Source organism: Xanthobacter sediminis, assembly GCF_043195015.1.
Lineage (GTDB): Bacteria > Pseudomonadota > Alphaproteobacteria > Rhizobiales > Xanthobacteraceae > Xanthobacter.
Genome location: NZ_JBAFWH010000005.1, coordinates 63,288 through 87,701, shown reverse-complemented (window position 1 = coordinate 87,701; position 24,414 = coordinate 63,288). Strand labels below are relative to the sequence as shown.

General features: G+C 69.2%; 20 protein-coding genes and 1 tRNA gene. 8 read left to right on the top strand and 13 right to left on the bottom strand.

Annotated features, from left to right (window positions below; genetic code table 11):
- Positions 1–67 precede the first annotated feature (67 nt).
- The 5 genes from V5F61_RS08370 (at position 68) to V5F61_RS08350 (ending at position 6,251) form a co-directional block, all read left to right on the top strand.
- Complete coding sequence (locus V5F61_RS08370) at positions 68–562, top strand: formate dehydrogenase subunit gamma (RefSeq protein ID WP_393989965.1); 495 nt, start codon at positions 68–70, stop codon at positions 560–562.
- Positions 562–2,124 carry a formate dehydrogenase beta subunit gene (locus V5F61_RS08365; RefSeq protein WP_393989964.1) on the top strand — a complete coding sequence of 521 codons (1,563 nt, stop codon included), beginning with the start codon at positions 562–564 and terminating at the stop codon, positions 2,122–2,124. Before V5F61_RS08370 ends, V5F61_RS08365 begins: the two co-directional genes overlap by 1 nt.
- Positions 2,125–2,140: 16 nt before the next feature.
- Positions 2,141–4,981, top strand: a complete 2,841-nt coding sequence (gene fdhF, locus V5F61_RS08360) for a formate dehydrogenase subunit alpha (protein WP_393989963.1) — start codon at positions 2,141–2,143, stop codon at positions 4,979–4,981.
- A 165-nt stretch (positions 4,982–5,146) separates the two neighbouring features.
- Positions 5,147–6,031 (top strand): formate dehydrogenase accessory sulfurtransferase FdhD, encoded by an 885-nt coding sequence (fdhD, locus tag V5F61_RS08355; protein ID WP_393989962.1) that lies wholly within the window; start codon positions 5,147–5,149, stop codon positions 6,029–6,031.
- Positions 6,021–6,251: a formate dehydrogenase subunit delta gene (locus V5F61_RS08350; RefSeq protein WP_393989961.1), complete on the top strand. Its 231-nt coding sequence runs from the start codon at positions 6,021–6,023 to the stop codon at positions 6,249–6,251. Before fdhD ends, V5F61_RS08350 begins: the two co-directional genes overlap by 11 nt.
- Before the next feature lie 110 nt (positions 6,252–6,361).
- On the opposite strand, the gene V5F61_RS08345 is transcribed toward V5F61_RS08350, so the two are convergent.
- The 8 genes from V5F61_RS08345 to V5F61_RS08310 all read right to left on the bottom strand — a co-directional run bounded on the left by V5F61_RS08345 (position 6,362) and on the right by V5F61_RS08310 (position 14,457).
- Positions 6,362–7,234: a cation diffusion facilitator family transporter gene (locus V5F61_RS08345; protein WP_393989960.1), complete on the bottom strand. Its 873-nt coding sequence runs from the start codon at positions 7,232–7,234 to the stop codon at positions 6,362–6,364.
- Between the two features lie 386 nt (positions 7,235–7,620).
- Complete coding sequence (locus V5F61_RS08340; RefSeq protein ID WP_393989959.1) at positions 7,621–7,833, bottom strand: DUF3126 family protein; 213 nt, start codon at positions 7,831–7,833, stop codon at positions 7,621–7,623.
- A gap of 119 nt (positions 7,834–7,952) precedes the next feature.
- The gene (gene cysE, locus V5F61_RS08335; RefSeq protein ID WP_393989978.1) at positions 7,953–8,816 is read right to left on the bottom strand and encodes a serine O-acetyltransferase; all 864 of its coding nucleotides are present in this window, start codon (positions 8,814–8,816) and stop codon (positions 7,953–7,955) included.
- A gap of 114 nt (positions 8,817–8,930) precedes the next feature.
- Positions 8,931–9,683, bottom strand: coding sequence for an alpha/beta fold hydrolase (locus tag V5F61_RS08330; protein ID WP_393989958.1), 753 nt, complete (start codon positions 9,681–9,683; stop codon positions 8,931–8,933).
- 206 nt (positions 9,684–9,889) lie between these two features.
- Positions 9,890–10,984, bottom strand: coding sequence for a hypothetical protein (locus V5F61_RS08325; RefSeq protein WP_393989957.1), 1,095 nt, complete (start codon positions 10,982–10,984; stop codon positions 9,890–9,892).
- Between the two features lie 265 nt (positions 10,985–11,249).
- A complete protein-coding gene (yihA, locus tag V5F61_RS08320; protein WP_393989977.1) occupies positions 11,250–11,849 on the bottom strand; it encodes a ribosome biogenesis GTP-binding protein YihA/YsxC in 600 nt (199 codons plus the stop codon).
- Between the two features lie 138 nt (positions 11,850–11,987).
- Positions 11,988–13,274, bottom strand: a complete 1,287-nt coding sequence (locus V5F61_RS08315; RefSeq protein WP_393989956.1) for a methyl-accepting chemotaxis protein — start codon at positions 13,272–13,274, stop codon at positions 11,988–11,990.
- A gap of 268 nt (positions 13,275–13,542) precedes the next feature.
- A complete protein-coding gene (locus V5F61_RS08310; protein WP_393989955.1) occupies positions 13,543–14,457 on the bottom strand; it encodes a LysR family transcriptional regulator in 915 nt (304 codons plus the stop codon).
- Positions 14,458–14,608: 151 nt separating this feature from the next.
- On the opposite strand from V5F61_RS08310, the gene V5F61_RS08305 reads away from it, so the two are divergent.
- The 3 genes from V5F61_RS08305 to mmsB all read left to right on the top strand — a co-directional run bounded on the left by V5F61_RS08305 (position 14,609) and on the right by mmsB (position 18,404).
- Positions 14,609–16,105 carry a CoA-acylating methylmalonate-semialdehyde dehydrogenase gene (locus V5F61_RS08305; RefSeq protein ID WP_393989954.1) on the top strand — a complete coding sequence of 499 codons (1,497 nt, stop codon included), beginning with the start codon at positions 14,609–14,611 and terminating at the stop codon, positions 16,103–16,105.
- Positions 16,106–16,221: 116 nt separating this feature from the next.
- Positions 16,222–17,355: an isobutyryl-CoA dehydrogenase gene (locus V5F61_RS08300; RefSeq protein WP_393989953.1), complete on the top strand. Its 1,134-nt coding sequence runs from the start codon at positions 16,222–16,224 to the stop codon at positions 17,353–17,355.
- Positions 17,356–17,507: 152 nt separating this feature from the next.
- Positions 17,508–18,404: a 3-hydroxyisobutyrate dehydrogenase gene (gene mmsB, locus V5F61_RS08295; protein WP_393989952.1), complete on the top strand. Its 897-nt coding sequence runs from the start codon at positions 17,508–17,510 to the stop codon at positions 18,402–18,404.
- A 184-nt stretch (positions 18,405–18,588) separates the two neighbouring features.
- On the opposite strand, the gene V5F61_RS08290 is transcribed toward mmsB, so the two are convergent.
- The 5 genes from V5F61_RS08290 to V5F61_RS08270 form a co-directional block, all read right to left on the bottom strand.
- Entirely contained in the window at positions 18,589–19,041 is a 453-nt protein-coding gene (locus tag V5F61_RS08290) for a DUF805 domain-containing protein (RefSeq protein WP_393989951.1), read from the bottom strand.
- Positions 19,042–19,195: 154 nt separating this feature from the next.
- Positions 19,196–19,272, bottom strand: a tRNA-Met gene (locus V5F61_RS08285).
- Positions 19,273–19,358: 86 nt separating this feature from the next.
- Positions 19,359–20,006 (bottom strand): class I SAM-dependent methyltransferase, encoded by a 648-nt coding sequence (locus tag V5F61_RS08280; RefSeq protein ID WP_393989950.1) that lies wholly within the window; start codon positions 20,004–20,006, stop codon positions 19,359–19,361.
- Between the two features lie 122 nt (positions 20,007–20,128).
- Entirely contained in the window at positions 20,129–21,301 is a 1,173-nt protein-coding gene (gene mnmA, locus V5F61_RS08275; RefSeq protein ID WP_393989949.1) for a tRNA 2-thiouridine(34) synthase MnmA, read from the bottom strand.
- Between the two features lie 292 nt (positions 21,302–21,593).
- Positions 21,594–24,398, bottom strand: a complete 2,805-nt coding sequence (locus V5F61_RS08270; RefSeq protein ID WP_393989948.1) for a [protein-PII] uridylyltransferase — start codon at positions 24,396–24,398, stop codon at positions 21,594–21,596.
- Positions 24,399–24,414: the final 16 nt, after the last annotated feature.

Genomic DNA, 24,414 nt, shown 5'->3' with positions numbered 1-24,414 from the left:
CATCACAAGGAAGGGCCGCCGCCCGAGCGGCCCCGATGAACAGTCTGACGCGGGAAGGCGGACGCCCATGGCGGTCTTTGAGGATTGGAGCACCGAGCGCGCGGCTCAGGTGATCGCGGAGCATCGGCACCTGGAAGGCGCCGCCATGCCCATCCTGCACGCGCTGCAGGAAACCTTCGGCTTTGTGCCCGATCCGGCCGTGCCCATGATCGCGGAGAGCCTCAATCTCTCCCGCGCCGAGGTCTACGGCGTCCTCACCTTCTACCATGACTTCCGCCGCGAGCCCCCGGGCCGCCACGTGGTGAAGCTGTGCGCGGCCGAGGCCTGCCAGTCCATGGGCGGCAAGGCGCTCGCCGCCTATGCGGAGGATAAGTTCGGCGTGGGCATGGGCGAGACATCGCCGGACGGCAAGATCACGCTGGAGCCCATCTACTGCCTCGGCCTGTGCGCCTGCGCGCCCTCCGCTTTGGTGGACGGCCAGCTCGTGGGCCGGCTCGACCATGGCGCCATCGACGAGATGGCCGATGCCTTCGCCCACGGCAAAAGCTTCGGAGACGCGTGATGAAATCCCCCCGCATCTTCGTGCCCAACGACGCCACGGCCATGGCCTGCGGCGCAGACCGGGTCGCCCGCAAGCTGGAGCATGAGCTGCTCGCCCGCGGCGTCACCGCCGACATCACCCGCAACGGCTCGCGCGGCCTTTTCTGGCTGGAGCCGCTGATCGAGGTGGAAACCGAGAAGGGCCGCGTGGGCTACGGCCCGGTGAAGCCCTCCGATGTCGAGGACCTGCTGCACGCCGGCCTGCTCCACGGCGCCGACCACCCCCTGTGCGTGGGGCTGGTGGACGAGCTGCCTTATCTCAAGAAGCAGACGCGGCTCACCTTCGCCCGCATCGGCATCATCGACCCCCTCTCCCTGACCGACTACGAGGCCCACGGCGGCTATCGCGGCCTGAAGCGGGCCATCGAGATCGGCCCCTCCGCCACGGTGGAGGAGGTGGTGGAGAGCGGCCTGCGCGGTCGCGGCGGCGCCGGCTTCCCCACCGGCATCAAGTGGCGCACGGTCGCCGCCGCCCCGTCCGACCAGCGCTACATCGTCTGCAATGCGGACGAGGGCGATTCGGGCACCTTCGCCGACCGGCTCATCATGGAGGCGGACCCGTTCTGCCTCATCGAGGGCATGACCATCGCCGGCCTCGCGGTGGGCGCGACGCGCGGCTATGTCTATTCCCGCTCCGAATATCCCCTCGCCTTCGTGGTGATGGAAAAGGCCATCGAGAAGGCCCGCGCCGCCGGCCTGCTGGGCAGGAACATCCTGGGCTCGGGCGTCGATTTCGACCTGGAGATGCGCATGGGCGCGGGCGCCTATGTGTGCGGCGAGGAGACGGCGCTGCTGGAAAGCCTGGAGGGCAAGCGCGGCCTGGTGCGCGCCAAGCCTCCGCTGCCGGCCCACAAGGGCCTGTTCCAGCAGCCCACCGTCATCAACAATCTCGTCTCGCTCGCCACCATCCCCGTGATCCTCGACAAGGGCGGCGCCTTCTATCGCGACTTCGGCATGGGCCGCTCGCGCGGCACCATGCCCATCCAGATCGCCGGCAACGTGAAGTATGGCGGCCTGTTCGAGACCGCCTTCGGCATCACCCTGGGCGAGCTGGTGAATGACATCGGCGGCGGCACCCAGTCCGGCCGCCCGGTGAAGGCGGTGCAGGCGGGCGGGCCGCTCGGCGCCTATCTGCCGGTTTCCCAGTTCGACACGCCGTTCGACTACGAGGCGTTCGCGGCCAAGGACGCGCTCATCGGCCACGGCGGCCTCGTGGTGTTCGACGACACCGTGGACCTCGCCGGCATGGCGCGCTTCGCCATGGAGTTCTGCGCCCATGAGAGCTGCGGCAAGTGCACGCCCTGCCGGATCGGCTCCACCCGCGGGGTCGAGACCCTCGACAAGGTGATCGCCGGCGAGCGGCGCGACGCCAATCTCGTGCTGCTGCGCGACCTCTGCAACACCATGAAGCTCGGCTCGCTGTGCGCGCTGGGCGGCTTCACCCCCTATCCGGTGCTGAGCGCCCTCAACCATTTCCCGGAAGACTTCGGCGACACGCCGAGCCTGCCGGCCGCCGCAGAATAATCCGGAGGAACGCCAGATGTCCCTCGACACCGAAATCGACTACGGCACGCCGGCTTCCAAGTCCGAGAAGCTCGTTACCCTCACCATCGACGGCATGCGCGTGAGCGTTCCCGAAGGCACCTCCATCATGCGCGCGGCCATGGAGGTGGGGAACCAGATCCCCAAGCTCTGCGCCACCGACATGCTGGACGCCTTCGGCTCCTGCCGCCTGTGCCTCGTGGAGATCGAGGGCCGCAACGGCACGCCCGCCTCCTGCACCACGCCGGTGGCCGAGGGCATCGTGGTGAAGACCCAGACCGAGCGGCTGAAGCAGATCCGCAAGGGGGTGATGGAGCTTTACATCTCCGACCACCCGCTGGACTGCCTCACCTGCTCCGCCAACGGCGACTGCGAGCTGCAGGAGATGGCCGGCGTCGTGGGCCTGCGCGACGTGCGCTACGGCTACGAGGGCGAGAACCACACGAAGCTGCGCAAGGACGAGTCCAACCCCTATTTCACCTATGAGCAGTCGAAGTGCATCGTCTGCAATCGCTGCGTGCGTGCGTGCGAGGAGGTGCAGGGCACCTTCGCGCTCACCATCTCCGGCCGCGGCTTCGACAGCCGGGTGTCGCCGGGTATGAGCGAGCCGTTCCTCACCTCGGAATGCGTCTCGTGCGGGGCCTGCGTGCAGGCCTGCCCCACCGCGACGCTCAATGAAAAGTCCATGGTGGAGATCGGCACGCCCGAGCATGCGCTGGTGACCACCTGCGCCTATTGCGGCGTCGGCTGCGCCTTCCGGGCGGAGATGCGCGGCGACGAGCTGGTGCGCATGGTGCCCTACAAGGACGGCAAGGCCAACCGGGGCCATAGCTGCGTCAAAGGCCGCTTCGCCTATGGCTACGCCACCCACCAGGATCGCATCCTGAAGCCCATGATCCGCTCCTCCATCCACGAGCCGTGGACCGAAGTGAGCTATGAGGAGGCCATCGCCTACGCCGCCTCCGAGTTCAAGCGCATCCAGGAGAAGTACGGCCGGCGCGCGGTGGGCGGCATCACCTCCTCCCGCTGCACCAACGAGGAGACCTACCTGGTCCAGAAGCTGATCCGCGGCGGCTTCGGCAACAACAATGTGGACACCTGCGCCCGCGTCTGCCACTCGCCCACCGGCTACGGCCTCTCCCAGACCTACGGCACCTCCGCCGGCACCCAGGATTTCGACAGCGTCGAGAAATCGGACGTGGTGCTCATCATCGGTGCCAACCCCACCGACGGGCACCCTGTGTTCGGCTCGCGCCTCAAGAAGCGGCTGCGCGAGGGCGCCAAGCTGATCGTGGTGGACCCGCGCCGCACCGACATCGTGCGCTCGCCCCATGTGGAGGCGGCCTTCCACCTGCCGCTGAAGCCGGGCACCAATGTCGCCATCGTCACCGCGCTGGCCCATGTGATCGTCACCGAGGGGCTGGTGAACGAACAGTTCGTGCGCGAGCGCTGCGACTGGGAAGACTTCCAGGAATGGGCGGCCTTCGTCGCGGATGAGCGCCACTCGCCGGAAGCGGTGGAGAAATACACCCAGGTGCCCGCCGAGCTGGTGCGCGGCGCCGCCCGCCTCTACGCCACCGGCGGCAACGGCGCCATCTATTACGGCCTTGGCGTCACCGAGCATTCCCAGGGCTCCACCACGGTGATGGCCATCGCCAACCTTGCCATGGCCACCGGCAACATCGGCCGCGAGGGCGTGGGCGTGAACCCGCTGCGCGGACAGAACAACGTGCAGGGCTCGTGCGACATGGGCTCGTTCCCCCATGAGCTGCCGGGCTATCGCCACATCTCCGACGATGCCACCCGCGCCTCCTTCGAGGCCCTGTGGGGCGTGCACCTGGACGACGAGCCCGGCCTGCGCATTCCCAACATGTTCGATGCGGCGGTGGAGGGCACCTACAAGGGCATGTACGTGCAGGGCGAGGACATTCTCCAGTCCGACCCCGACACCAGGCATGTCTCGGCCGGCCTCGCGGCGCTGGAATGCCTCGTGGTGCAGGACCTGTTCCTGAACGAGACCGCCAATTACGCCCACGTCTTCCTGCCCGGCTGCACCTTCCTGGAGAAGGACGGCACCTTCACCAATGCCGAGCGCCGCATCCAGCGCGTGCGCAAGGTGATGGCACCCAAGAACGGCTATGCGGACTGGGAGGTGACCCAGATGCTGGCCAACGCGCTCGGCTTCAGGATGGACTATGCCCATCCCTCCGAGATCATGGACGAGATCGCGGCCCTCACCCCCTCCTTCGCCGGCGTGAGCTACCAGAAGCTGGAGGAGTTGGGCTCGGTGCAGTGGCCCTGCAACGAGAAGGCTCCCGCCGGCACGCCGGTGATGCACATCGGCGGCTTCGTGCGCGGCAAGGGCAAGTTCATGCTCACCGAATACGTGCCCACCGACGAGAAGACCGGCCCACGCTTCCCGCTGCTGCTCACCACCGGGCGCATCCTCAGCCAGTATAATGTGGGCGCCCAGACCCGGCGCACCGCGAACGTGGCCTGGCACCCGGAAGACGTGCTGGAGATTCACCCCTTCGACGCCGAGAACCGCGGCATCCGCGAAGGCGACCATGTGAAGCTGGAAAGCCGCTCCGGCGCCACCTCGCTGAAGGCGGTGATTTCGGAACGGGTGGCGCCGGGCGTGGTCTACACCACCTTCCACCACCCGGTGACCCAGGCCAACGTGGTCACCACCGACTATTCCGACTGGGCCACCAACTGCCCGGAATACAAGGTGACGGCGGTGCAGGTCTCGCCTTCCAACGGCCCCACGCCGTGGCAGGAGGAATATGAGGACCTGAGCAAGAAGAGCCGCCGCGTCGCCGCCGAAGCGGCGGAGTAAGGCCCGGCCGCCCGAACGGGGCGCATCCTTCCCGCCCGCGTCCCTCGCGCGGGTGGGGCGGCATCCCGGATCGGCGCTGGCCCTGCGTGAAGCGCCGCGCTCTCCTCTCCCTGGGGAGCGAGGTGCCGGCACCCGCAATGCGTGAGGATCGAGCCAGGCGCCGCCATGACCGACACCCCGGAAACGCCCCTCTCCTGCGCCACGCCGCAGGACCTGCCCCCGCCGCCGCCTTCCCGGCGCGTGGCACGCGTGCAGGTGCGCGAGGGCGTGGCCGGCGGCGGCACCCGCGCGGTGCCGGAGGAGACGCCCGTCGCCCTCACCTTCAACGGCACCACCCATGCCGTGATGATGGCGACCCCCGCCGACATCCCGGCCTTCGCCCTCGGCTTCGCCCTCACGGAGGGCATCGTGGCCGCCCCCGCCGACATCCTCTCCATCGAGGAGATCGTGGTGGAAGAGGGCATCGAGGCGCGCATCTGGATCGCCGAGGAGAAGATGCGCACCCTCTCCGCGCGCCGCCGGGCCCTGGCGGGGCCCACCGGCTGCGGCCTGTGCGGGGTGGAGAGCCTCGCCGAGGCCGTGAAGCCGGCCGCGCGCGTCACCTGCGAGCTGCGCCTTGCGCCGGCGGAGATCCTGGCGGCCATGGCGGCGCTCGGCCCCCTGCAGGCGCTCAACCACGAGACCCGCGCGGTCCATGCCGCCGCCTATGCGGAGCCGGGCGCGGGCATCCTGGCCCTGGCGGAGGACGTGGGCCGGCACAACGCCCTCGACAAGCTCGTGGGCCTTGTCACCCTGCGCGGGCTCGACACATCCCGCGGGCTGCTGCTGCTCACCAGCCGCGTCTCCATCGAGATGGTGCAGAAGGCGTCCGTGCTCGGCACCGGCGTCATTGCCGCGGTGTCTGCCCCCACCTCGCTCGCCATCCGCACCGCGGAGGCGGCGGGCATCACCCTGTGCGCCGTGGTGCGCGCGGACGGATTCGAGATCTTCACCCACCCCGAGCGCATCGCGCTCGCCAGCGCTGACGAACGGCACACCCATGTCGCATAGTACTTCGGAAAAGCTCGTCTACATGGCGAACCAGATCGCCACCGCCTTCGCCCAGCAGCCGCACGACGCCGCCGTGGAGGCAACGCGCACCCACATCCGCAAATTCTGGGACCCGCGCATGCGCGCCAAAATCGCCGAGCACGTGGCCACCGGCGGCGAGGGGCTCTCGCCCGTCGCCAGGGAGGCCCTGGACGGCCTGCCGCCCGTGAAGGCCGCCTGACACCAGGGCTCCCGGGGCGCGGCCCATGGAGCATGGGTCAAGCCCAAGCGGGGCTTGGATGAACCCACGTGGCGCGGTCGAAGACCGGAGCCGCTGGCTTGGCTGTCGGCTCAGACCACGTCCGCCGGAGCGAGGGCGCAGGCCATCCGCCCCTCCTCCACCTGCAGCACGGGATGGGAAATGCCGAAGCGCGCCTTCAGGCCACTCATGGCATCTTGCAGGAAGGCATCGTCCAGGCTCGCACCGGGGCGCACCAGATGGGCCGAAAGCGCCGCCTCGGTGGTGGAAAGACCCCAGATGTGCAGGTCGTGCACCTCGCTCACCCCGGGCAGGCCGGCGAGATAGGCTTCCACCGCATCGCGATCAATGTGGGCGGGAACGGTGTCGAGGGCAAGGTTCACGCTGTCGCGCGCGAGGCCCCAGGTCGACACCACGATGACCACCGCGATCACCAGCGACACCGCAGAATCGAGCCACAGCCAGCCGGTGAGCGCGATGAGTGCCGCCGCCGCCACCACACCGAGCGACACCGCCGCATCCGCCGCCATATGAAGGAAGGCGCCGTGCACGTTGAGGTCGCTCCTGCGCCCCGACATGAACAGCATGGCCGTGCCGAGATTGACCCCGACGCCCACCAGCGCCGTGATCATGACGACGCCGGTCTTCACCGGCTCCGGGTCGTCCAGGCGCGAGAGGGCTTCGATGATGATGGCGCCGGTGCCCACCAGCAGCAGGATGGCGTTGGCGAGGGCGGCGAGGATGGAGGAGCGGCCGTAGCCGAAGGTGCGCCGGGCCGTAGGCGCGCGACGCGAGAGCCAGGCGGCGCCCCAGGCGAGCAGCAGGCCGAGCACATCGGAAAGGTTGTGGCCGGCATCGGCCACCAGGGCGAGCGAGCCCGCCCACAGGCCCAGCAGCACTTCCACGATCACGAAGGCGAAGTTCAGCCCGGCGCCGATGGCGAAAGCCCGCAGTGATTGCGGCATGGCGTGGACATGCCCGGCGTGGCCGCCATGGGAATGGCCATCATGGGAATGGCCATGGGCCTCGTGCCCCGCGTGGCCGCCTGCGCCGTCATGGCCATCGCCGTCATGAGCATGGCCCCCGTGGTCGTGCAGAGCGCCGGCGGACGCAGGATGGAGTGGGGCGCGATCGCCCGGTGCATGGCCGGAGGCACCAGCCTCCACCCCGTGCGCCGGAGGCGCAGCGGAATCCTGCTCATACGAACTCCCGCGCGCCTTGTCCGGCCCGTCCATCTGCCCCTCCCTCATCCGGTACGCCCTGGAGGACCTACCTCAGCAACATGAGGACTGCGTGTCACCGGGGCGCGGTGCCGCGCGCCGGCCGGTACCGGGAAGGGGGGAGGAAGGGCTCAGTCCTCGAGGTCGGTGTCGAGGATGGCCATCTGGAAGTTGTAGGAAAGCTCGCCGTCTTCCTTGTCCTCGAACAACACGCCGATGAATTCGTCGCCGATGTAGACCTCGGCCGAATCCTTCTTCTTCGGGCGGCCCATCACCTTGATCTGCGGGTTGCCGAACAGGTTGCGCATGTACCGCTGAATGCTTTCGAAATCTTTCTTTTCCAATGAGGCCTCCTGAGGTCCGCGAGGCCGCGTTATGGCCGCCGAGAGGGGCGCATTCAAGGCATCATCGCACGCAAATCCCAGATATCGCAGCGGTGGCCGACCACCGCTGCGCGCTCTCGTCAGATATCGGCACCGGCGAAGATGGCGATGTCCTCGAACACCTGGTCCATGGAGCGTGAGGGCTCGGCGCAGCCCGCCTCGCCTACCACCTTGGCCGGGATGCCCGCCACCGTGGTGTTGCGCGGCACCGGCTTCAGCACCACGGAGCCGGCGGCGACGCGGGCGCAGCGGCCCACCTCGATATTGCCCAGCACCTTCGCTCCGGCGCCGATGAGCACGCCCCGGCGGATCTTGGGGTGCCGGTCCCCGGTCTCCTTGCCGGTGCCGCCCAGGGTGACGCCCTGCAGGATGGAGACGTCGTCCTCGATCACCGCCGTCATGCCGATCACGACGCCGGTGGCGTGGTCGAGGAAAATCCCCCGGCCCATGGGCACCTGCGGGTGGATATCCACCGTGAACACGCTCGACACGCGGCTCTGCAGGTAGAGCGCGAAGTCATACTGCCCGCGCTGCCACAGCCAGTGGGCGAGGCGGTGGGCCTGGATGGCGTGGAAGCCCTTGAAATAGAGCAGCGGCTCCAGGGCACGGGTGGCCGCCGGGTCGCGGTCCACCACGGCCAGGATATCGGCTCGCAGGGCCTGGGAGATGAACTTGTCGTCGGTGGTGGCCTCAAGATAGGCGGCCTGGATGACGACCGCCGGCATGTCCGGATGGTCGAGCCGCTGGGCGATGCGCTGGCCCACCGCGGCCTCCAGGCTCGGCTGGCCGAGCACGGCGCCGGTGAGGAAGGCGGCCATCAGCGGCTCGCGGGCCACGGCCTCCTCGGCCTCGTTGCGTACCCGCGCCCACACCGGGTCCACCACGTCGTGCCAGCGGTCCACCGGGGCCTTGGTGAGCCGGATCGCGGGCGCGTCGGCCTGCATCACCCCTGCGGGCAGAACCGGCACCGGAGTCTGTCCCATGCGTGCCTCCTTGAAGACGTTGGGAACCTTGGTCCCCTTCTTAGCACATGCGGCGGCGCACGCGCAGGGCGCCGTTCAGGGCCGCCGCTTCAGGAAATCGAGAACGCCCTGCTTGAACACCTTGTCGCCCACCGCCGGGTTGTGGTCGCGGTTGGGGATGTCGAGCACCTCGCCGTCGGGCAGCAGTTCCACAAGGGCGCGCGCGTCGCCGGCCACGGTGTCGCGGGTGCCCACCGCCACCAGCACCGGCTGGAAGATACGGGCCACCTCCTCGCGCGACAGCACCTGCCGCGAGCCGCGGATGCAGGCGGCGAGCGCCTTGAGGTCCTGCCTGTTGGCATCGGCGAAGGCGCGGAACATGCGGCCCATGGGGTCCTCGACCGCATCGAGGCTCGGCGCCTCCATGGCGTCGGCGATGGACTGGGGCAGGCCGACCCCGTCCACCAGGTGGATGCCGAGCCCGCCCAGCACCAGCGAGCGCACCATCTCCGGGAACAGGAGGGCGCTGAAGGCCCCCACCCGCGCGCCCATCGAATAGCCGATGACATCGGCCCGCTCGATGCCGAGATGGGAGAGCAGGCGCCGCGCGTCCTCCGCCATGCGGGCGGTGTGGTAGAGCGCGGGGTCGTAGACCTTGCCGGAGGCGCCGTGGCCGCGATGATCGAACGCGATCACCCGGTAGCCGGCCTCGGTGAGGGTCTTCAGCCAGGAGGGGCCGACCCAGTTGATCTCCTTGTTGGAGGCGAAGCCGTGGATGAGGAGCACGGGATCGCCCGCCCCCTCGTCGAGATAGGCGATGTCGATGCCGGCGGAATCGAAATGGGGCATTGGGGGTCCCTGGGGCTCCCGCGCGATGCGCAGCGGTGCGGGAAAAACGGGCGCGACCCTAGAGCATTTTCGAGCGAAGTGCGCACCGATCCGCGTGAAGAAAATGCGTGACATCAAAACCTGGAGTGTTCCGGCGTTTCCGCGAAACGACGAAACGCTCCAGTGCCGCGCCTCGTCCCCGCCGCCCCCATGACGCGGGCGCGGCATCACGGCAACCGGAGCGGCGAGGAGCCGGCCACCGCTGATGTGCGCCCTCCCCGGCCCGGCCGGCGCCACAGCCGGCGGGCGCAGGCGACGCAGAAGGCGTTGGCGGACGACACCACCAGCCAGGCATAGGCCGCGAGCGCCAGCGCCCACCACACCAGCTTCAGCAGCGCCCCGCCGACGACGATGGCGCCCCGGCCCAGGGTCTTCAATATGGCGAGGGTCTGCCCGCCCTTGGCCTCCGCGAGACGGGCCACGCGCGCGAGGTCGCGCCCGCCTTCGGCCACCTTCAGCCCCTCCAGGGCGGCGCGGGCGCCGGCCTTGGCCTCGACCACCGCCACGTCGTCCAGCATGCGGACGAGGCCCGCGAGGTGGTCCGCCCGCACCACGCCCTTCAGCGCCGCCGCATCCACCGCGCCCGGATGGGCCGCGAGCCGGCGCAGGGCGGGCAGATCGACGCTCTCGCGCACCGCCCGGCCGAGGCTGCGCGCGAGCGCCGCGGAAAGCCGGCCCGTGCGCCCCGCCACCTTCACCAAAGTGATGCCGGCCCGCACCGGCAGGCCCGCCCCGCCGGTGGCATAGGTGCCGGCGGTGAGCGCGAGGCCCACGGCCGAGAGGCCGAGGATCACTTCATCCGCATCCTCCCCGCGCGCCAGCTTCCAGCCCTCGCGGGAAGCGTCGCGGATGTCACCCCACACCATGAGATCGCCCGCCAGCGCGCCGGCGAGCCCGGCCATGCCCTCCGGCTGGCCGCTGACGAAGCCGGCGCCGAAATCGCGCGCGGTGCGCAGGGCCTGGGCCGAAGGCGCATCGGCTGCGGCAACACGCGCGCGCAGCTCCGGCGCCAGCGCGAGGCCGCGTGCGTCGGCGAGTGCCACATAGGAGGCGGTGAGCGCCACATCGTCCGCGCTCAGGGCGGCCTCGATGGCGGCAGCGGCGTCGGCGACGGAGAAGTCGCGAAGGCCGAGGTCCGCGAGCGCGGCGGGATCATCCCGCGCGGCCACGAGGCGCGCGCTCTCCTTCGCCACCGGCACGAGCCACGGCGCCGCCCCGGCGAGGGCGGCGAGCAGGACGAGGAGGGAGAGGATGCGCATCATGTCCCCCTCATATGGCCCCGCCCCCGCCGATGCGGGAGTTGCCTCATGCCCACGGCTCCGGCCCGCCATCGAACAGGTTTTGCCTGTATATGAAATTGGCGGGGAGCGTGATCACCGCCAGCCAGCCTTTGGCATCAAGGCAACGCCCTCTGCACTCGAGGCGCGCCGGCCGCCTTTCCCCGGCCCGAGGCCAGGCGACTGCCCATGGGCCAAGCTCTGCACTCCAGGGCTTCAACCACCCCTGGCGGCAACCGCCCCGCGCGCCTCAGCTGCGCTCGGCCACCAGCCGGGCGATAGCCGCGCGCAGCTCCGGAAAGCCGGCACCCGTCTCGCTCGACGTGGGGAACACTTCCGGGTAGGCCGCAGGGCGCCTGCGGATCTTCTCCTGCACGGCAGCCACCACATCGGGAAGGGCAGAGGGCTTCACCTGGTCCACCTTGGTGAGCACGATGGCGTAGGAGACGGCCGCCTTGTCCAGCAGATCCAGGATTTCCTCGTCCACCGGCTTGATGCCGTGGCGGGAATCGATGAGCACGAATACGCGCCCGAGGTTCACCCGCCCGCGCAGATAGGCGCGGATGGTGCGCGTCCAGGCGTCCACCTTTTCCTTGGGCGCCTTGGCGAAGCCGTAGCCGGGCATATCCACCAGCATCAGCTCCGGCTGGGCGCGGAAGAAGATGAGTTCCTGCGTGCGCCCGGGCGTGACGGAGGTCCGCGCCAGCGCCTTGCGGCCGGTGAGCGCATTCACCAGCGAGGACTTGCCGACATTGGAGCGCCCGGCCAGCGCCACTTCCAGCCCCTGCATGGGGGGCAGCACATCGGTGGTGGGAGCGGCGGCGATGAATTGCCAGTCGGCCGCGAACATCAGCCGGCCGGCATCGAGGAAGGGATCGCTCTCGGGGGCGGCGGGCACGGCGCCGGACGGGCTTTGGCTCGGATCTTGGCTCATGGCGCCTTATCCTAGAGGCGGCGCGCCGACGCAAGGCGCGCCGCCGTCACGGGGCTATGCCGCCTTCAGATCGGAGATGAAGCGCCGCATCTTTTCCTGCAGCGTGGTGGCCTCCGTGCCGATGGTGGTGGAGGAAGAGAGGAGGCTCTGCGCCACCTGCTCGGTCTCCCCGGCGGCCTGCGAGACATTGGAGATGTTCTCCGTCACCATATGGGTGCCGTCCGACACCTGGCTGATGGAGCGCACGATCTCGCGGGTGGCGCTGCCCTGCTCCTCCACTGCGGAGGCGATGGACGTGATGGCATCGTTCACCGAGCCGATGGTCCGCATGATGCCTTCGATGGCCGTGGCGGCGCGCGTGGTGGCGTTCTGGATGGCGGCCACCTTGTTGGAAATCTCGGAGGTGGCGGAGGCGGTCTGGGAGGCGAGCTGCTTCACCTCGCTCGCCACCACGGCGAAGCCCTTGCCGCTGTCGCCGGCGCGGGCGGCCTCGATGGTGGCGTTGAGCGCCAGCAGGTTGGTCTGCCCCGCGAGACCGGAAATGAGGTCCACCACGTTGCCGATATCGGCCGCCACCGCGCTCAGCTCGCTCATGATCGCGGAGGTGGTGCGCGCCTCGCTCACCGAGCCCTTGGACATCTCGGCCGAAAGGTCGATCTGGCGGGCGATCTCGTCCACCGAGGCCCCCAGCTCCTCGGAGGAGGAGGCCACGGTGGAGAGGTTGGCGGCGGCTTCCTCCACGGTCGAGACAACCACGACCGATTCGTCGGAGGTCTTCTTCGCGGCGCCCGCGAGCTGCCTGGCTGCCGCCTGCAGGGACTGCGCGGTGGACTGGAAGGTGCCGATGAGCGAGGACGCCTCGGTATCGAAGCGCGCCGTCAGCGCCTCCACCATCTCCACCCGCTTGTTCGCCGCCTGCTCGGCGAGGACGTTGTCGTGGATGTCCACCAGCGAGCCGCAGGCGCGGACAGCCTTGCCGCTCGCATCGTGAACTACGCCGCCCGTGGCGCGGAACCAGCGGTAAGAGCCATCCTTCATCTTCAGGCGGTAAATAACGTTGTAGATGGACTTGCCATCCTTCTTCTTCAGCGCGCCCCCGAATGCGGCGAAGGTCGGCCCGGCATCTTCGGGATGAAGCTTATCCGACCATGACTGGACGACATTTGGGAAATCGTAATCGCCGCTATAGCCCAGAAGACGGCGAAACTCGTTGGTCCAGGTCCACTTGCTCTGCGGATGCATGGCGTCTTCATTGACGAGGACCGCATCCCACAGGCCGACACCGCAATAATTTCCAAGAACGGAAATCAGCTCATCGCTCTTCGACTTCTGCCCGAACATGGTGTTGTTTCCCAGATTTGGAAAGCTACGCGACACGAACGTCTGGAACGGCTCGACGAGCCGGGCACCTGCGGTTCCGAGGCGTTCCTCCGTGACCTACGGGCATGGGCGATGTGGCCCAGTCCCCCCGCAGGGCAGCATATTCATGCGACATCGGGAGGCGAAGCGGATTTTGATGCCAGCGTGGACTGAATACACCGATGTCTCGACGGAGGCGCACCGGCATTGAAAGACCTGTCACCTGCCTATTCTGTCCCGCCGCCGCCCCTCAGGCCGCGAGAAACACGCCGCGCGCCTTGTGCACCTCGGCGGCGATGAAATCCGCCGCCACCCGGATGCGGGCGAGATCGCGCATGTCGGTGTGGCTGATGAGCCAGAAGGTGCGGGTGATGCCCACCTCCTCCGGCAGCACCGGCACCAGGGCGTCGCTCGCCTCCCCCGCGAACAGATCGCCCATGAAGCAGGGCAGCACGCACACCCCGGCTCCGCCGCGGGTGGCGGTGAGCTGCGCCACCAGGCTGGAGCTCTTCAGGCGCACCCGCAGGTCCTTCGCCACCAGGGGCACATAGTCCAGCTCCGGCGTGTAGATGAGGTCGTCCACATAGCCGACGAAGGCATGGCGATTGAGCGCCGCCCGGCTTTCGATGGGCCCGTGCCGGTTGAGATACCCGCGCGAGGCGTAGAGGCGCAGGCGGTAGTCCGTGAGCTTGCGGGCGTGCAGGCGCCCCTCCTTCGGCCGGCTCAGGGAGATGGCAAGGTCCGCCTCGCGCTTCGAGAGCGAGAACACCCGCGGCATGGCCAGGAGCTGGATATCGAGATCCGGATGGGTTTCGGCCAGGGTCGCGATTCGCGGCGCCAGGAAGAAGGTGCCGAAACCGTCGGGGGCGCCGATGCGCACCGTGCCGGCGACGCCGAGATCGGCCCCCGCGATCGCCCCCTGGGCGGCGAGCGCCAGGCTTTCCATGCCCTCGGCCGCCGCCATCAGCCGCTCGCCAGCGGCGGTGAGGGCATAACCGTGGGGTCGGCGATCGAACAGCTTGGCACCGAGCCGCGCCTCCAGCGCGCCGAGCCGCCGGCTGACCGTGGAATGCTCCACCGCGAGCCGGGCCGCCGCCGCCGTGAGCCGCCCGGCGCGCGCCACCGCGAGGAAGAAGCGCAGGTCCGACCAGTCGAAATCCGCCACGCGCCCCTTCCTTCTGTTTATTTTCGCACATTGAGCGTGCGGAGATTGCCCTTTATGTGCACAAAAGGATAGGGCATTGTGCCGGCCAACAAAGGTCGCGCCAGCGGCCACAACACTCTTGGAAACGCATTCACCGGGAAGGACACGCACCATGCGCGACATCGGCCATTTCATCGGCGGCAAGCACGTGCCGGGCACTTCGGGCCGCAAGGCCGACGTGTTCCAGCCCATGACGGGCGAGGTGATCGCCACCGTCGCCCTCGCCAGCACGGCGGAGATGCGCGCGGCGGTGGAAAACGCCAAGGCGGCCCAGCCCGCCTGGGCCGCCACCAATCCGCAGCGCCGCGCCCGCGTGATGATGAAGTTCCTGGAGCTGGTGCAGCGCGACTATGACGCGCTCGCCGAGCTGCTCGCCCGCGAGCATGGCAAGACCATTCCCGATGCCAAGGGCGACATCCAGCGCGGCCTGGAGGTGATCGAGTTCTCGTGCGGCATCCCGCACCTCATGAAGGGCGAGTACACCGACGGCGCCGGCCCCGGCATCGACCTTTATTCCATGCGCCAGCCGCTGGGCGTGGTCGCGGGCATCACGCCATTCAACTTCCCGGCCATGATCCCCATGTGGAAGTTCGGCCCGGCCATCGCCTGCGGCAATGCCTTCATCCTGAAGCCGTCGGAGCGCGACCCCGGCGTGCCCATGCACCTCGCCGAGCTGATGATCGAGGCGGGCCTGCCGGCCGGCGTCCTCAACGTGGTGAACGGCGACAAGGAAGCGGTGGACGCCATCCTCGACGACCCGGACATCCACGCCATCGGTTTCGTGGGCTCGTCCTCCATCGCGCAGTACATCTATGCGCGCGGCGCGGCCAACGGCAAGCGCGTGCAGGGCTTCGGCGGCGCCAAGAACCACATGATCATCATGCCCGACGCCGACCTCGACCAGGCGGCAGACGCGCTCATCGGCGCCGGCTACGGCTCGGCTGGCGAGCGCTGCATGGCCATCTCGGTGGCGGTGCCGGTGGGCGAGGCCACAGCGGACCGCCTCATCGAGAAGCTGGTGCCGCGCGTCGAGAGCCTGAAGATCGGCCCTTCCACCGACCCCACCGCCGATTTCGGCCCCCTCGTCACCCGCGAGGCGGTGGCACGGGTGAAGGGCTATGTGGACGCCGGCGTCCAGGAAGGCGCCAAGCTCCTGGTGGACGGGCGCGACTTCAAGCTCCAGGGCTATGAGAACGGCTTCTACATGGGCGGCTGCCTGTTCGACCGCGTGACGCCGGACATGCGCATCTACAAGGAAGAGATCTTCGGCCCCGTCCTCACCGTGGTGCGCGCGCCCGACTACAAGGAAGCCCTGCGCCTGCCCACCGAGCACGAATACGGCAACGGCGTCGCCATCTACACCCGCGACGGAGACGCGGCGCGCGACTTCGCCTCCAAGGTGAACGTGGGCATGGTGGGCATCAACGTGCCGATCCCGGTGCCGCTCGCCTACCACACCTTCGGCGGCTGGAAGCGCTCGGGCTTCGGCGATCTCAACCAGCACGGGCCGGATTCGATCCGCTTCTATACCAAGACCAAGACGGTCACCTCCCGCTGGCCCTCGGGCATCAAGGACGGCGCCGACTTCGTCATCCCCACCATGGGCTGAGCCTGCGGCCGGGCGCCCGCGCGAGGCGGGGGCGCCCGGTTCAGGCCCGCCGGCGATGCCGGACCACCCGACGGGGCGCCCACCCCGTCGCCCATGATTTCCGTGGCGCGAGCGACATGTTCACCCTCTCCGAAGACCAGATCGCCATCCGCGACATGGCCCGCGACTTCGCCGACGCGGAGATCGCCCCCAATGCCGTGGCGTGGGACGAGAAGAAGCACTTCCCGGTCGAGACCCTGCGCGCAGCAGCGGCGCTGGGCATGGGCGGCATCTATGTGCGCGAGGACGTGGGCGGCTCCGGCCTTTCCCGGCTCGATGCGGCGCTGATCTTCGAGCAGCTCGCCACCGGCTGCCCGGGCACGGCGGCCTATCTCTCCATCCACAACATGGCGACCTGGATGATCGACCGCTTCGGCGACGACGCCCAGCGCGGGCGCTTCGTGCCGAAGCTCGCCGCCATGGAGCACCTCGCCTCCTATTGCCTCACCGAGCCGGGCGCGGGCTCCGACGCCGCCGCGCTGAAGACGCGGGCGGTGCGCGCGGGCGACCACTATATCGTGGACGGCCAGAAGCAGTTCATCTCGGGCGCCGGCGCATCGGACATCTACGTGGTGATGGTGCGCACCGGCGGCGAAGGCCCCAAGGGCATCTCCACCCTGGTCATCCCCGCCGGCACCCCCGGCCTTTCCTTCGGCGCCAACGAGCGGAAGATGGGCTGGAACGTGCAGCCCACCCGCGCCGTCATGTTGGAGGGCGTCCGCGTGCCCGTGGAAAACCGGCTGGGCGCGGAGGGCGAGGGCTTCGCGATCGCCATGGCGGGGCTCGATGGCGGACGGCTGAACATCGGCGCCTGCTCCCTCGGCGGGGCCCAGGCGGCACTCGACCGGACGCTGGCCTACATGCGCGAGCGCAAGGCGTTCGGAAAGCGGCTCGACGCATTCCAGGCGCTGCAGTTCCGCCTCGCCGACATGGCCACCGAGCTAGAGGTGGCGCGCACCTTCCTGTGGCGGGCGGCTGCCGCCCTCGACGCCAAGACCGGCGATGCCACCAAGCTGTGCGCCATGGCCAAGCGCGTCGCCACCGACAGCGGCTTCAAGGTGGCCAACGAGGCGCTCCAGCTCCACGGCGGCTACGGCTACCTGGCCGACTACGGCATCGAGAAGATCGTGCGCGACCTGCGCGTGCACCAGATCCTCGAAGGCACCAACGAGATCATGCGCCTCATCGTGTCCCGCACGCTGATCGGCTGAGGACCGCGGCCAGCGCAAGGCCGCGCAGACGGCCGCGCCCGGCGCCCCGACGACATCGCCGACAGGGCCCCTGAGCAAGCCTGAGCGGCGCTTGAATGAAGTCCGCCGAGCACCGGCTGAAGACCGGGACCGGCGGCATAGGGAGGAACCACATGGCCACCATCGCATTCATCGGTCTCGGCAACATGGGGGCGCCCATGGCCGGCAACCTCATCAAGGCCGGGCACGCGGTCACCGGCTTCGATCTCGCCCCGGCCGCGGTGGAGGCCGGCAAGGCGCGCGGCGTCGCCGTGGCCGAAAGCGCCTGCGCGGCCGTGGCGGGCGCCGATGTGGTGGTCACCATGCTGCCCTCCGGCCGGCATGTGGTGAGCGCCACGGGCGGGACCGAGGGCCTGTTCGCCGCGGCACGGCCCGGCACGCTGTTCATCGATTCCTCCACCATCGACGTCGCCTCCGCCCGCACCTTCCACGAGGCGGCGAAGGCGGCGGGCCACGAGAGCGTGGATGCGCCTGTGTCCGGCGGCGTCGGCGGGGCGGAAGCCGCCACCCTCACCTTCATGGTGGGCGGCACCGACGGCGCCTTCGCCAAGGCGCGGCCCTACCTGGAGGCCATGGGCCGGAAGATCGTCCATTGCGGCGGCGCGGGCGCGGGGCAGGCGGCGAAGATCTGCAACAACATGATCCTCGGCATTTCCATGATCGCGGTTTCGGAGGCGTTCGTGCTGGGCGAGAAGCTCGGCCTCTCCCACGAGGCGCTCTACGAGGTCGCCTCCACCTCCTCCGGCCAGTGCTGGTCGCTCACCACCTATTGCCCGGTGCCCGGCCCGGTGCCCACGAGCCCGGCGAACCGCGCCTACCAGCCCGGCTTCGCCGCCGCCCTCATGCTGAAGGACCTGCGGCTGTCGCAGGAGGCGGCCACCCAGGCCGGCGCGGCCACCGCCCTGGGCGCAGCCGCCACCGCCCTCTACACCGCGTTCGCGGAGGAGGGAAACGAGGGCAAGGACTTCTCCGGCATCGTGGAGTGGATCCGCGCGCGCGACGAGACCTGAGCGCCGCAGCCGGCAGCACACCACCCCCGGTCTCTGGCCGACATCCAGAGCGCTTCACGCGGGGGGCGCCGCGCGGGCTTCCGCCCGAGGCCCGCGGATCAGGCGCAACAGGCATTTGGCCTTATGAAAGGGGCGGAGACGCACGGCGGGCGTCATCCGCCCCTTTCGCATTCAGGCGAGGCGCTCAGGCCGCGGGCAGCGCCGGCAGGGGCTGCGGGCCGTGGGCGTTGGCGCGCGGCTCGGAGGGCTGGACGAACCAGAACAGCAGCACCAGGAAGCCGATGAGCGGCACCGCCATCAGCAGCACCCACCAGCCGCTGCGCCCCACATCGTGCAGCCGCCGCACCGTGACCCCGAGCGCCGGCAGGAACAGCGCCAGGTTCACAAGATGGGGAATGGCGCCAGCGGCGCCGCCCACGCCCCACATCATGCCCCAGCCATGGCCCGTCTCGCCCATGGCTTCCGCCGACATGTGCTCAGTCATCACCCCGCCGAACAGCAGCGCGACGATAAAGGGCACGGCCAGCGCCACCAGCAGCAGGAACAGCTCGAACCACCAGAACTCGCTGCGCGAGGCCCGGCCCTGGAACACGGCGTATTTCGACAGGCAGGTCTTGACCGCGGTGATGAAGTCCATTGGCCCCTCTCCCATTCCCGCGCCATGATCCCACATGGCGGAGCCAGCCTGATAGAGCGATTCGGCGCCGCAGGGATAAGGAAGGCGACATCCGCGCGCGGAAAGCGCGAAGCCGGGCCGCATCAAAAGCGGAGGAATTCGGAAAGTGGAGGGATGGTAGCAGCGGGCGGACTTGAACCGCCGACCTCCGGGTTATGAATCCGGCGCTCTCACCAACTGAGCTACGCTGCCACATCCGCCGACGCGGCAAAGCGCATCGGCTAGAGGCGGGCTTATAGGGGGCCGCCTTCCCCCCTGTCAAGAAAGAGAGGCGAGTCTTACACCTTCATCTTCTTCTTGATGCGCACCAGCTTGAAGAAGCCCACCGGGAACACCGGGGAGACCTCCACCACCTCCATGTCGGGGTAGCGCGCGGCCCAGGTGCGCAGGCGGCCGGCCTTGAAGGCGATGCTCCAGCCCACCTTCTTCACCAGCGGCGCCAGCGCCTGCTCGATGTGCATCATCGGCCCCTCGTCGGCGCCGAGCTTGGAGGCCACGATGATCTCGCCGCCGGGCTTCAGCACCCGGTACATCTCGTCGAGCGCGCCTTCCGGGTCCGGCACCAGGGTGATGACGAACGGCACGGTGACGGCATCGAAGGTCTCGTCGGCGAAGCCGAGGTTGCAGGCGTCCATGGCGGCCAGCAGGCCCACCTGATCGAGCCCGCGGTCCACCTTCTTCTCCACCGCCTTCTGCAGCATGTCGAAGGAGAGGTCGATACCGGTGACGCTCACGTTGGGCGGGTAATAGGGCAGCACCAGCCCGGTGCCGACGCCCACTTCCAGGATGCGGGGGCCGCAGGCGGCGGCGGTGGTGGCCGCCTTGCGCTGCGCATCGGCCAGGAGCTTCACATAGACCTTGTCATAGATGGGGGCCCATTTGGCATAGGCGCGCTTCTGGCCCTCAAGATCGTACTGAACCGCCATCCTCGCCTTCTCCCAGCATCGTCCCTGCGGTGACCGCGAACGCCTTTCCCGGACCATCCATCCCTGGGCCTCCCCCGCATCCTCGCGGCGCCGGGCGGCCGGTTGTCCTCTTGGGCGGCGCCTCAGGCCACCTCCGCCATGCTGCGGGCGGTGCGCTCCGCCTTGACGATGGTGCCGCCGCCAAGAAGGCGCGCACCGTCGCCGGCGCTATCGTAGAGCACGCAAGCCTGCCCCGGCGCAACGCCTTCCTCGCCGACGGCGAGATGAACCGCCGGAGCGCCATCCGGCGAGAGGCCGAGCCGGCCCGGCGCGGGGGCGCGCGTGGAGCGCACCTTCACCTGCACCTCCAGACCGCGCGCGCAGGCCTCCTCGAACGCGCCCTCGCCCAGCCAGTTCACGTCGGCCATGGAGACGGCGCGCACCATCAGCGCCTCGCGCGGGCCCACCCGCACCTCGCGGCGGACGGCATCGATACCCACCACATAGAGTGGGTCGGAGCTGGCGATGCCCAGGCCCTTGCGCTGGCCGATGGTGTAATGCATCACGCCCCGATGGCGGCCAAGCACGCGCCCGTCGAGATGCACGATGTCGCCCGGCTCCGCCGCTTCCGGCCGCAGGCGCTCCACCACCTCCGCATAATTGCCGCCGGGCACGAAGCAGATATCCTGGCTGTCGGGCTTGTCGGCTACCGGCAGTCCGAACCGTGCCGCCAGCGCGCGCACGTCGCCCTTCATCATGTCGCCGAGGGGGAAGCGCAGGCGCTGGAGCTGCGCGGCGGTGGTGGCATAGAGGAAATAGCTCTGGTCCCGTGCCACCTCGGCCGCGCGGAACAGGCCGCGCCGCCCATCCGGCAGGGCACGGCTCGAAACGTAATGGCCGGTGGCGAGCGCCTGTGCACCCAGTTCCTCGGCCGTAGCCAGCAGGTCGCGGAACTTGACCGTGCGGTTGCAGTCCACGCACGGAATCGGCGTGACGCCGGAAGCGTAGCTCGCCGCGAAGCGGTCGATCACCTCCTCGCGGAAGCGGCTCTCATAGTCGAGCACGTAATGGGGGATGCCAAGGGTGCGCGCCACCTCGCTGGCGTCGTAGATGTCCTGCCCGGCGCAGCAGGCGCCGCGGCGGTGGGCCGCCTCCCCGTGATCGTAGAGCTGGAGGGTCACCCCCACCACGTCATAGCCCGCGCGGGCGAGCAACGCGGCCGTTACGGACGAATCGACCCCTCCCGACATGGCCACCACCACGCGGATGGAGGCCGGATCGCCCGGAAGGTCGAGAAGGTCGTGATCGGTGCTCATGTTCGGTCGGATGCCGCGTGGCGAGCGTGGCGCCACGGGCGCCGCGCGATTGCCTTGCTCTGGAATGCGGGCCCGGCGGCCCAGCTGCAACTTGCTCGCACCTTTCAGGCCGCGGGAGCAAGACCAAAAATAGGCCGCCGCGCCGGAAGCGGCCAGCCCTGGCGCATCCCAACAGTCGAGGGCAGAGCGAAAACCCCCGCCATGTCAATACGATGGAGCATCCCGGCCAGCGCGTGCGCCCTGTGAGGGGACGCGCATGGCCGTCATGCTTCGTGATCGGGCAGCGCCAGCCTCAGGCCCGCACCGCGCGGCGCGGGGCGTCCTCGTCGTCCTGCGCGCCCTCGAACACCGCCACCAGCGCCCGCCGGATGGCCGACTGGCGCGCCGCACCGGTGATCTTCGCGCCCATGAGGTCGGTCACGTAGAACACGTCCACCGCCCGCTCGCCGAAGGTGGCGACATGGGCCGAGGCGATGTTGAGGTTGAGCCGCGACAGCGTGTTGGTGAGCGCGAACAGGAGGCCCGGCCGGTCGAGGCCGGAGACCTCCACCACCGTGTGGCGGTTGGACCAGGAGTTGTTCACCATCACCTCCGGCTCCAGCGAGAAGGTGCGGCGGCCCTTGGGCAGCTTGCGCGCCATCACCTCCGGCAGGCGCACCTCACCCTTCAGCGCCTGCTCTACCGCCTCACGGATGCGGCCCGCGCGGCGCTCCTCGTCATCGTCGCGCTCGAAGGCGCGACGGATGGCGATGGTGTCGAGCGCGAGGCCGTCGGTGGTGGTGGAGATGTGGGCGTCCATGATGTTGGCGCCTGCGGCCGCACACGCCCCGGCGATGATGGACAGGAGCTTGGGATGGTCCGGCGCCAGCACGGTCAGCGTGGTGACACCCCGGCCCGGCTCCATGGTGATCTGGGTGGCGATGCTCTCCCCCGCCGCCTCGGTGGCGTCGATGAAGCGGGCGTGGCGCAGCTTGGCCTCCAGGTCCATGCGCAGCCAGTAGGAGGGGTAGTGGCGGGCGAGATAGGCCTCCACCTTCTCCGGCGGCCAGTCGGCCAGCGCGTGGCGCAGCTGGGACTGGGCCGCGGTGACGCGCTTGCCCCGGTCCACCTCGGAAAAGCCGCCGGTGAGCACCGGCTCGGTTTCATAATAGAGCGTGCGCAGCAGCTGGGCCTTCCAGCTGTTCCAGGTGCCCGGCCCCACGGCGCGAATGTCCGCGGTGGTGATGATGGTCAAGAGCTTCAACCGGTCGAGGCTCTGCACCACGGAAGCGAAATTCTCGATGGTCTTACGATCCGAGAGATCGCGCGACTGGGCCACCGTGGACATGATGAGGTGTTGCTCCACCAGCCACGCCACGGTCTCGGTCTCCACCGGCGTCATGCCGAGGCGCGGGCACAGGCGACGAGCAATGCGGGCGCCGGCGGTGGAATGGTCCTCCGGCCGGCCCTTGGCGATGTCGTGCAGCAGCATGGCCACATAGACGAGGTTGCGATTCTTCACCGTGGCCATCAGCTCGTTGGCGAGGCCGTTCTCCGGATTGTTCTTGTGCTCGATCTCGGAGAGGATGCCGATGCAGCGCAGCAGGTGCTCGTCCACCGTGTAGTGGTGGTACATGTTGAACTGCATCATGGCCACGATCTTCCCGAACTCGGGAAGGAAGCGGCCGAGCACGCCGGCTTCGTTCATGCGCCGCAGCACGGTTTCCGGCGCGTTCCTCGAGGCGAGCACCTCCAGGAACAGGCGGTTCGCCTCCGGATTGTCACGCAGCTTGCCGTCGATGAGGGGGAGCGAGCGCGCCATCAGCCGCATGGCATCGGGATGGAGCGCGAGGTTGCGCTTGTCGGCCACGTGGAAGATGCGGATGAGGTTGACCGGATCGCGCTTGAAGGCGTCCGCATCGGCCACGTTGAGGCGGTCGTGGTCGAGGATGAAGTCCGGCGTGTCCTTCAGCGCGGCGCGGCGGTGGCCGGGGCGCAGGCGCTCCACCATGCCGCGCAGGCCCGGCACGGGCTTGGCCTGGTGTTCCTCCAGCGCGGCGGAAAGGATGGCGGTGAGGTCGCCCACGTCCTTCGCCACCAGGAAGTAATGCTTCATGAAGCGCTCCACGTCCTTCTGGCCGGGATGCTCCGTGTAGCCGAGGCGCTGGGCCATCTCGCGCTGGACATCGAAGGAGAGGCGATCCTCCGCGCGGCCGGTGAGGAAGTGGAGGTGGCAGCGCACCGACCACAGGAAATCCTCGCAGCGGGTGAAGAGGCGCGCCTCCTCGCGGGTGAAGACCTCCTTGGCCACGAGCTGGCTGGTGGTCTGCACGCGGTAGACATATTTCGCGATCCAGAACAGGGTGTGCAGGTCCCGAAGGCCGCCCTTGCTGTCCTTCACGTTGGGCTCGACCAGATAGCGCGACTGGCCGGCGCGGCGCAGGCGCTCCTCGCGCTCGGCCATCTTGGCGGCCACGAACTCGGCCCCGGTGCCCTCCACCACCTCCTTGTCGAAGCGCTGCTCCAGGTCGTGGAACAGGGCCTTGTCCCCCGCCAGGAAGCGCGCCTCCAGGATGGAGGTGCGGATGGTGAAGTCGGCCCGCGCCTGGCGCAGGCACTCGTCCACCGAGCGGGTGGCGTGCCCCACCTTCAGGCCCAGGTCCCACAATATATAAAGGATGGCCTCGGCCACGCTCTCGCCCCAGGCGGTCTGCTTGTAGGGCAGCACGAACAGGATGTCGGTGTCGGAGCCCGGCGCGAGCATGCCGCGCCCGTAGCCGCCTACCGCCGCAATGGCCATGCGCTCAGAGCGGGAGGGATTGTCCGCGGGATAAAGGATGGTGGTCGCCACCTCATAGGCGCTGGCGATCATGGCATCCTGGAAGGCGGAAAGGCGCATGGCGCAGCAGCGCCCGCAGCCGTCCTCCCTCAGGAGGCGCTCCGCCTCGGCGCGGGCCTCCTGCATGGCGCCCTTGAGATAGCCCACGACCGCGTTGCGCAGGTCGAGGTCCCGGCCCTGGTGGGCCTTGGCGATCTCGCGGACCGCGGCCCGCAGCTTCTGCCCCTCGAACGGTTCGCCGATGGTGCGGTTGGCTCTGGAAGTACGGACGTTGGACATGCGCGGCGATCTGAAA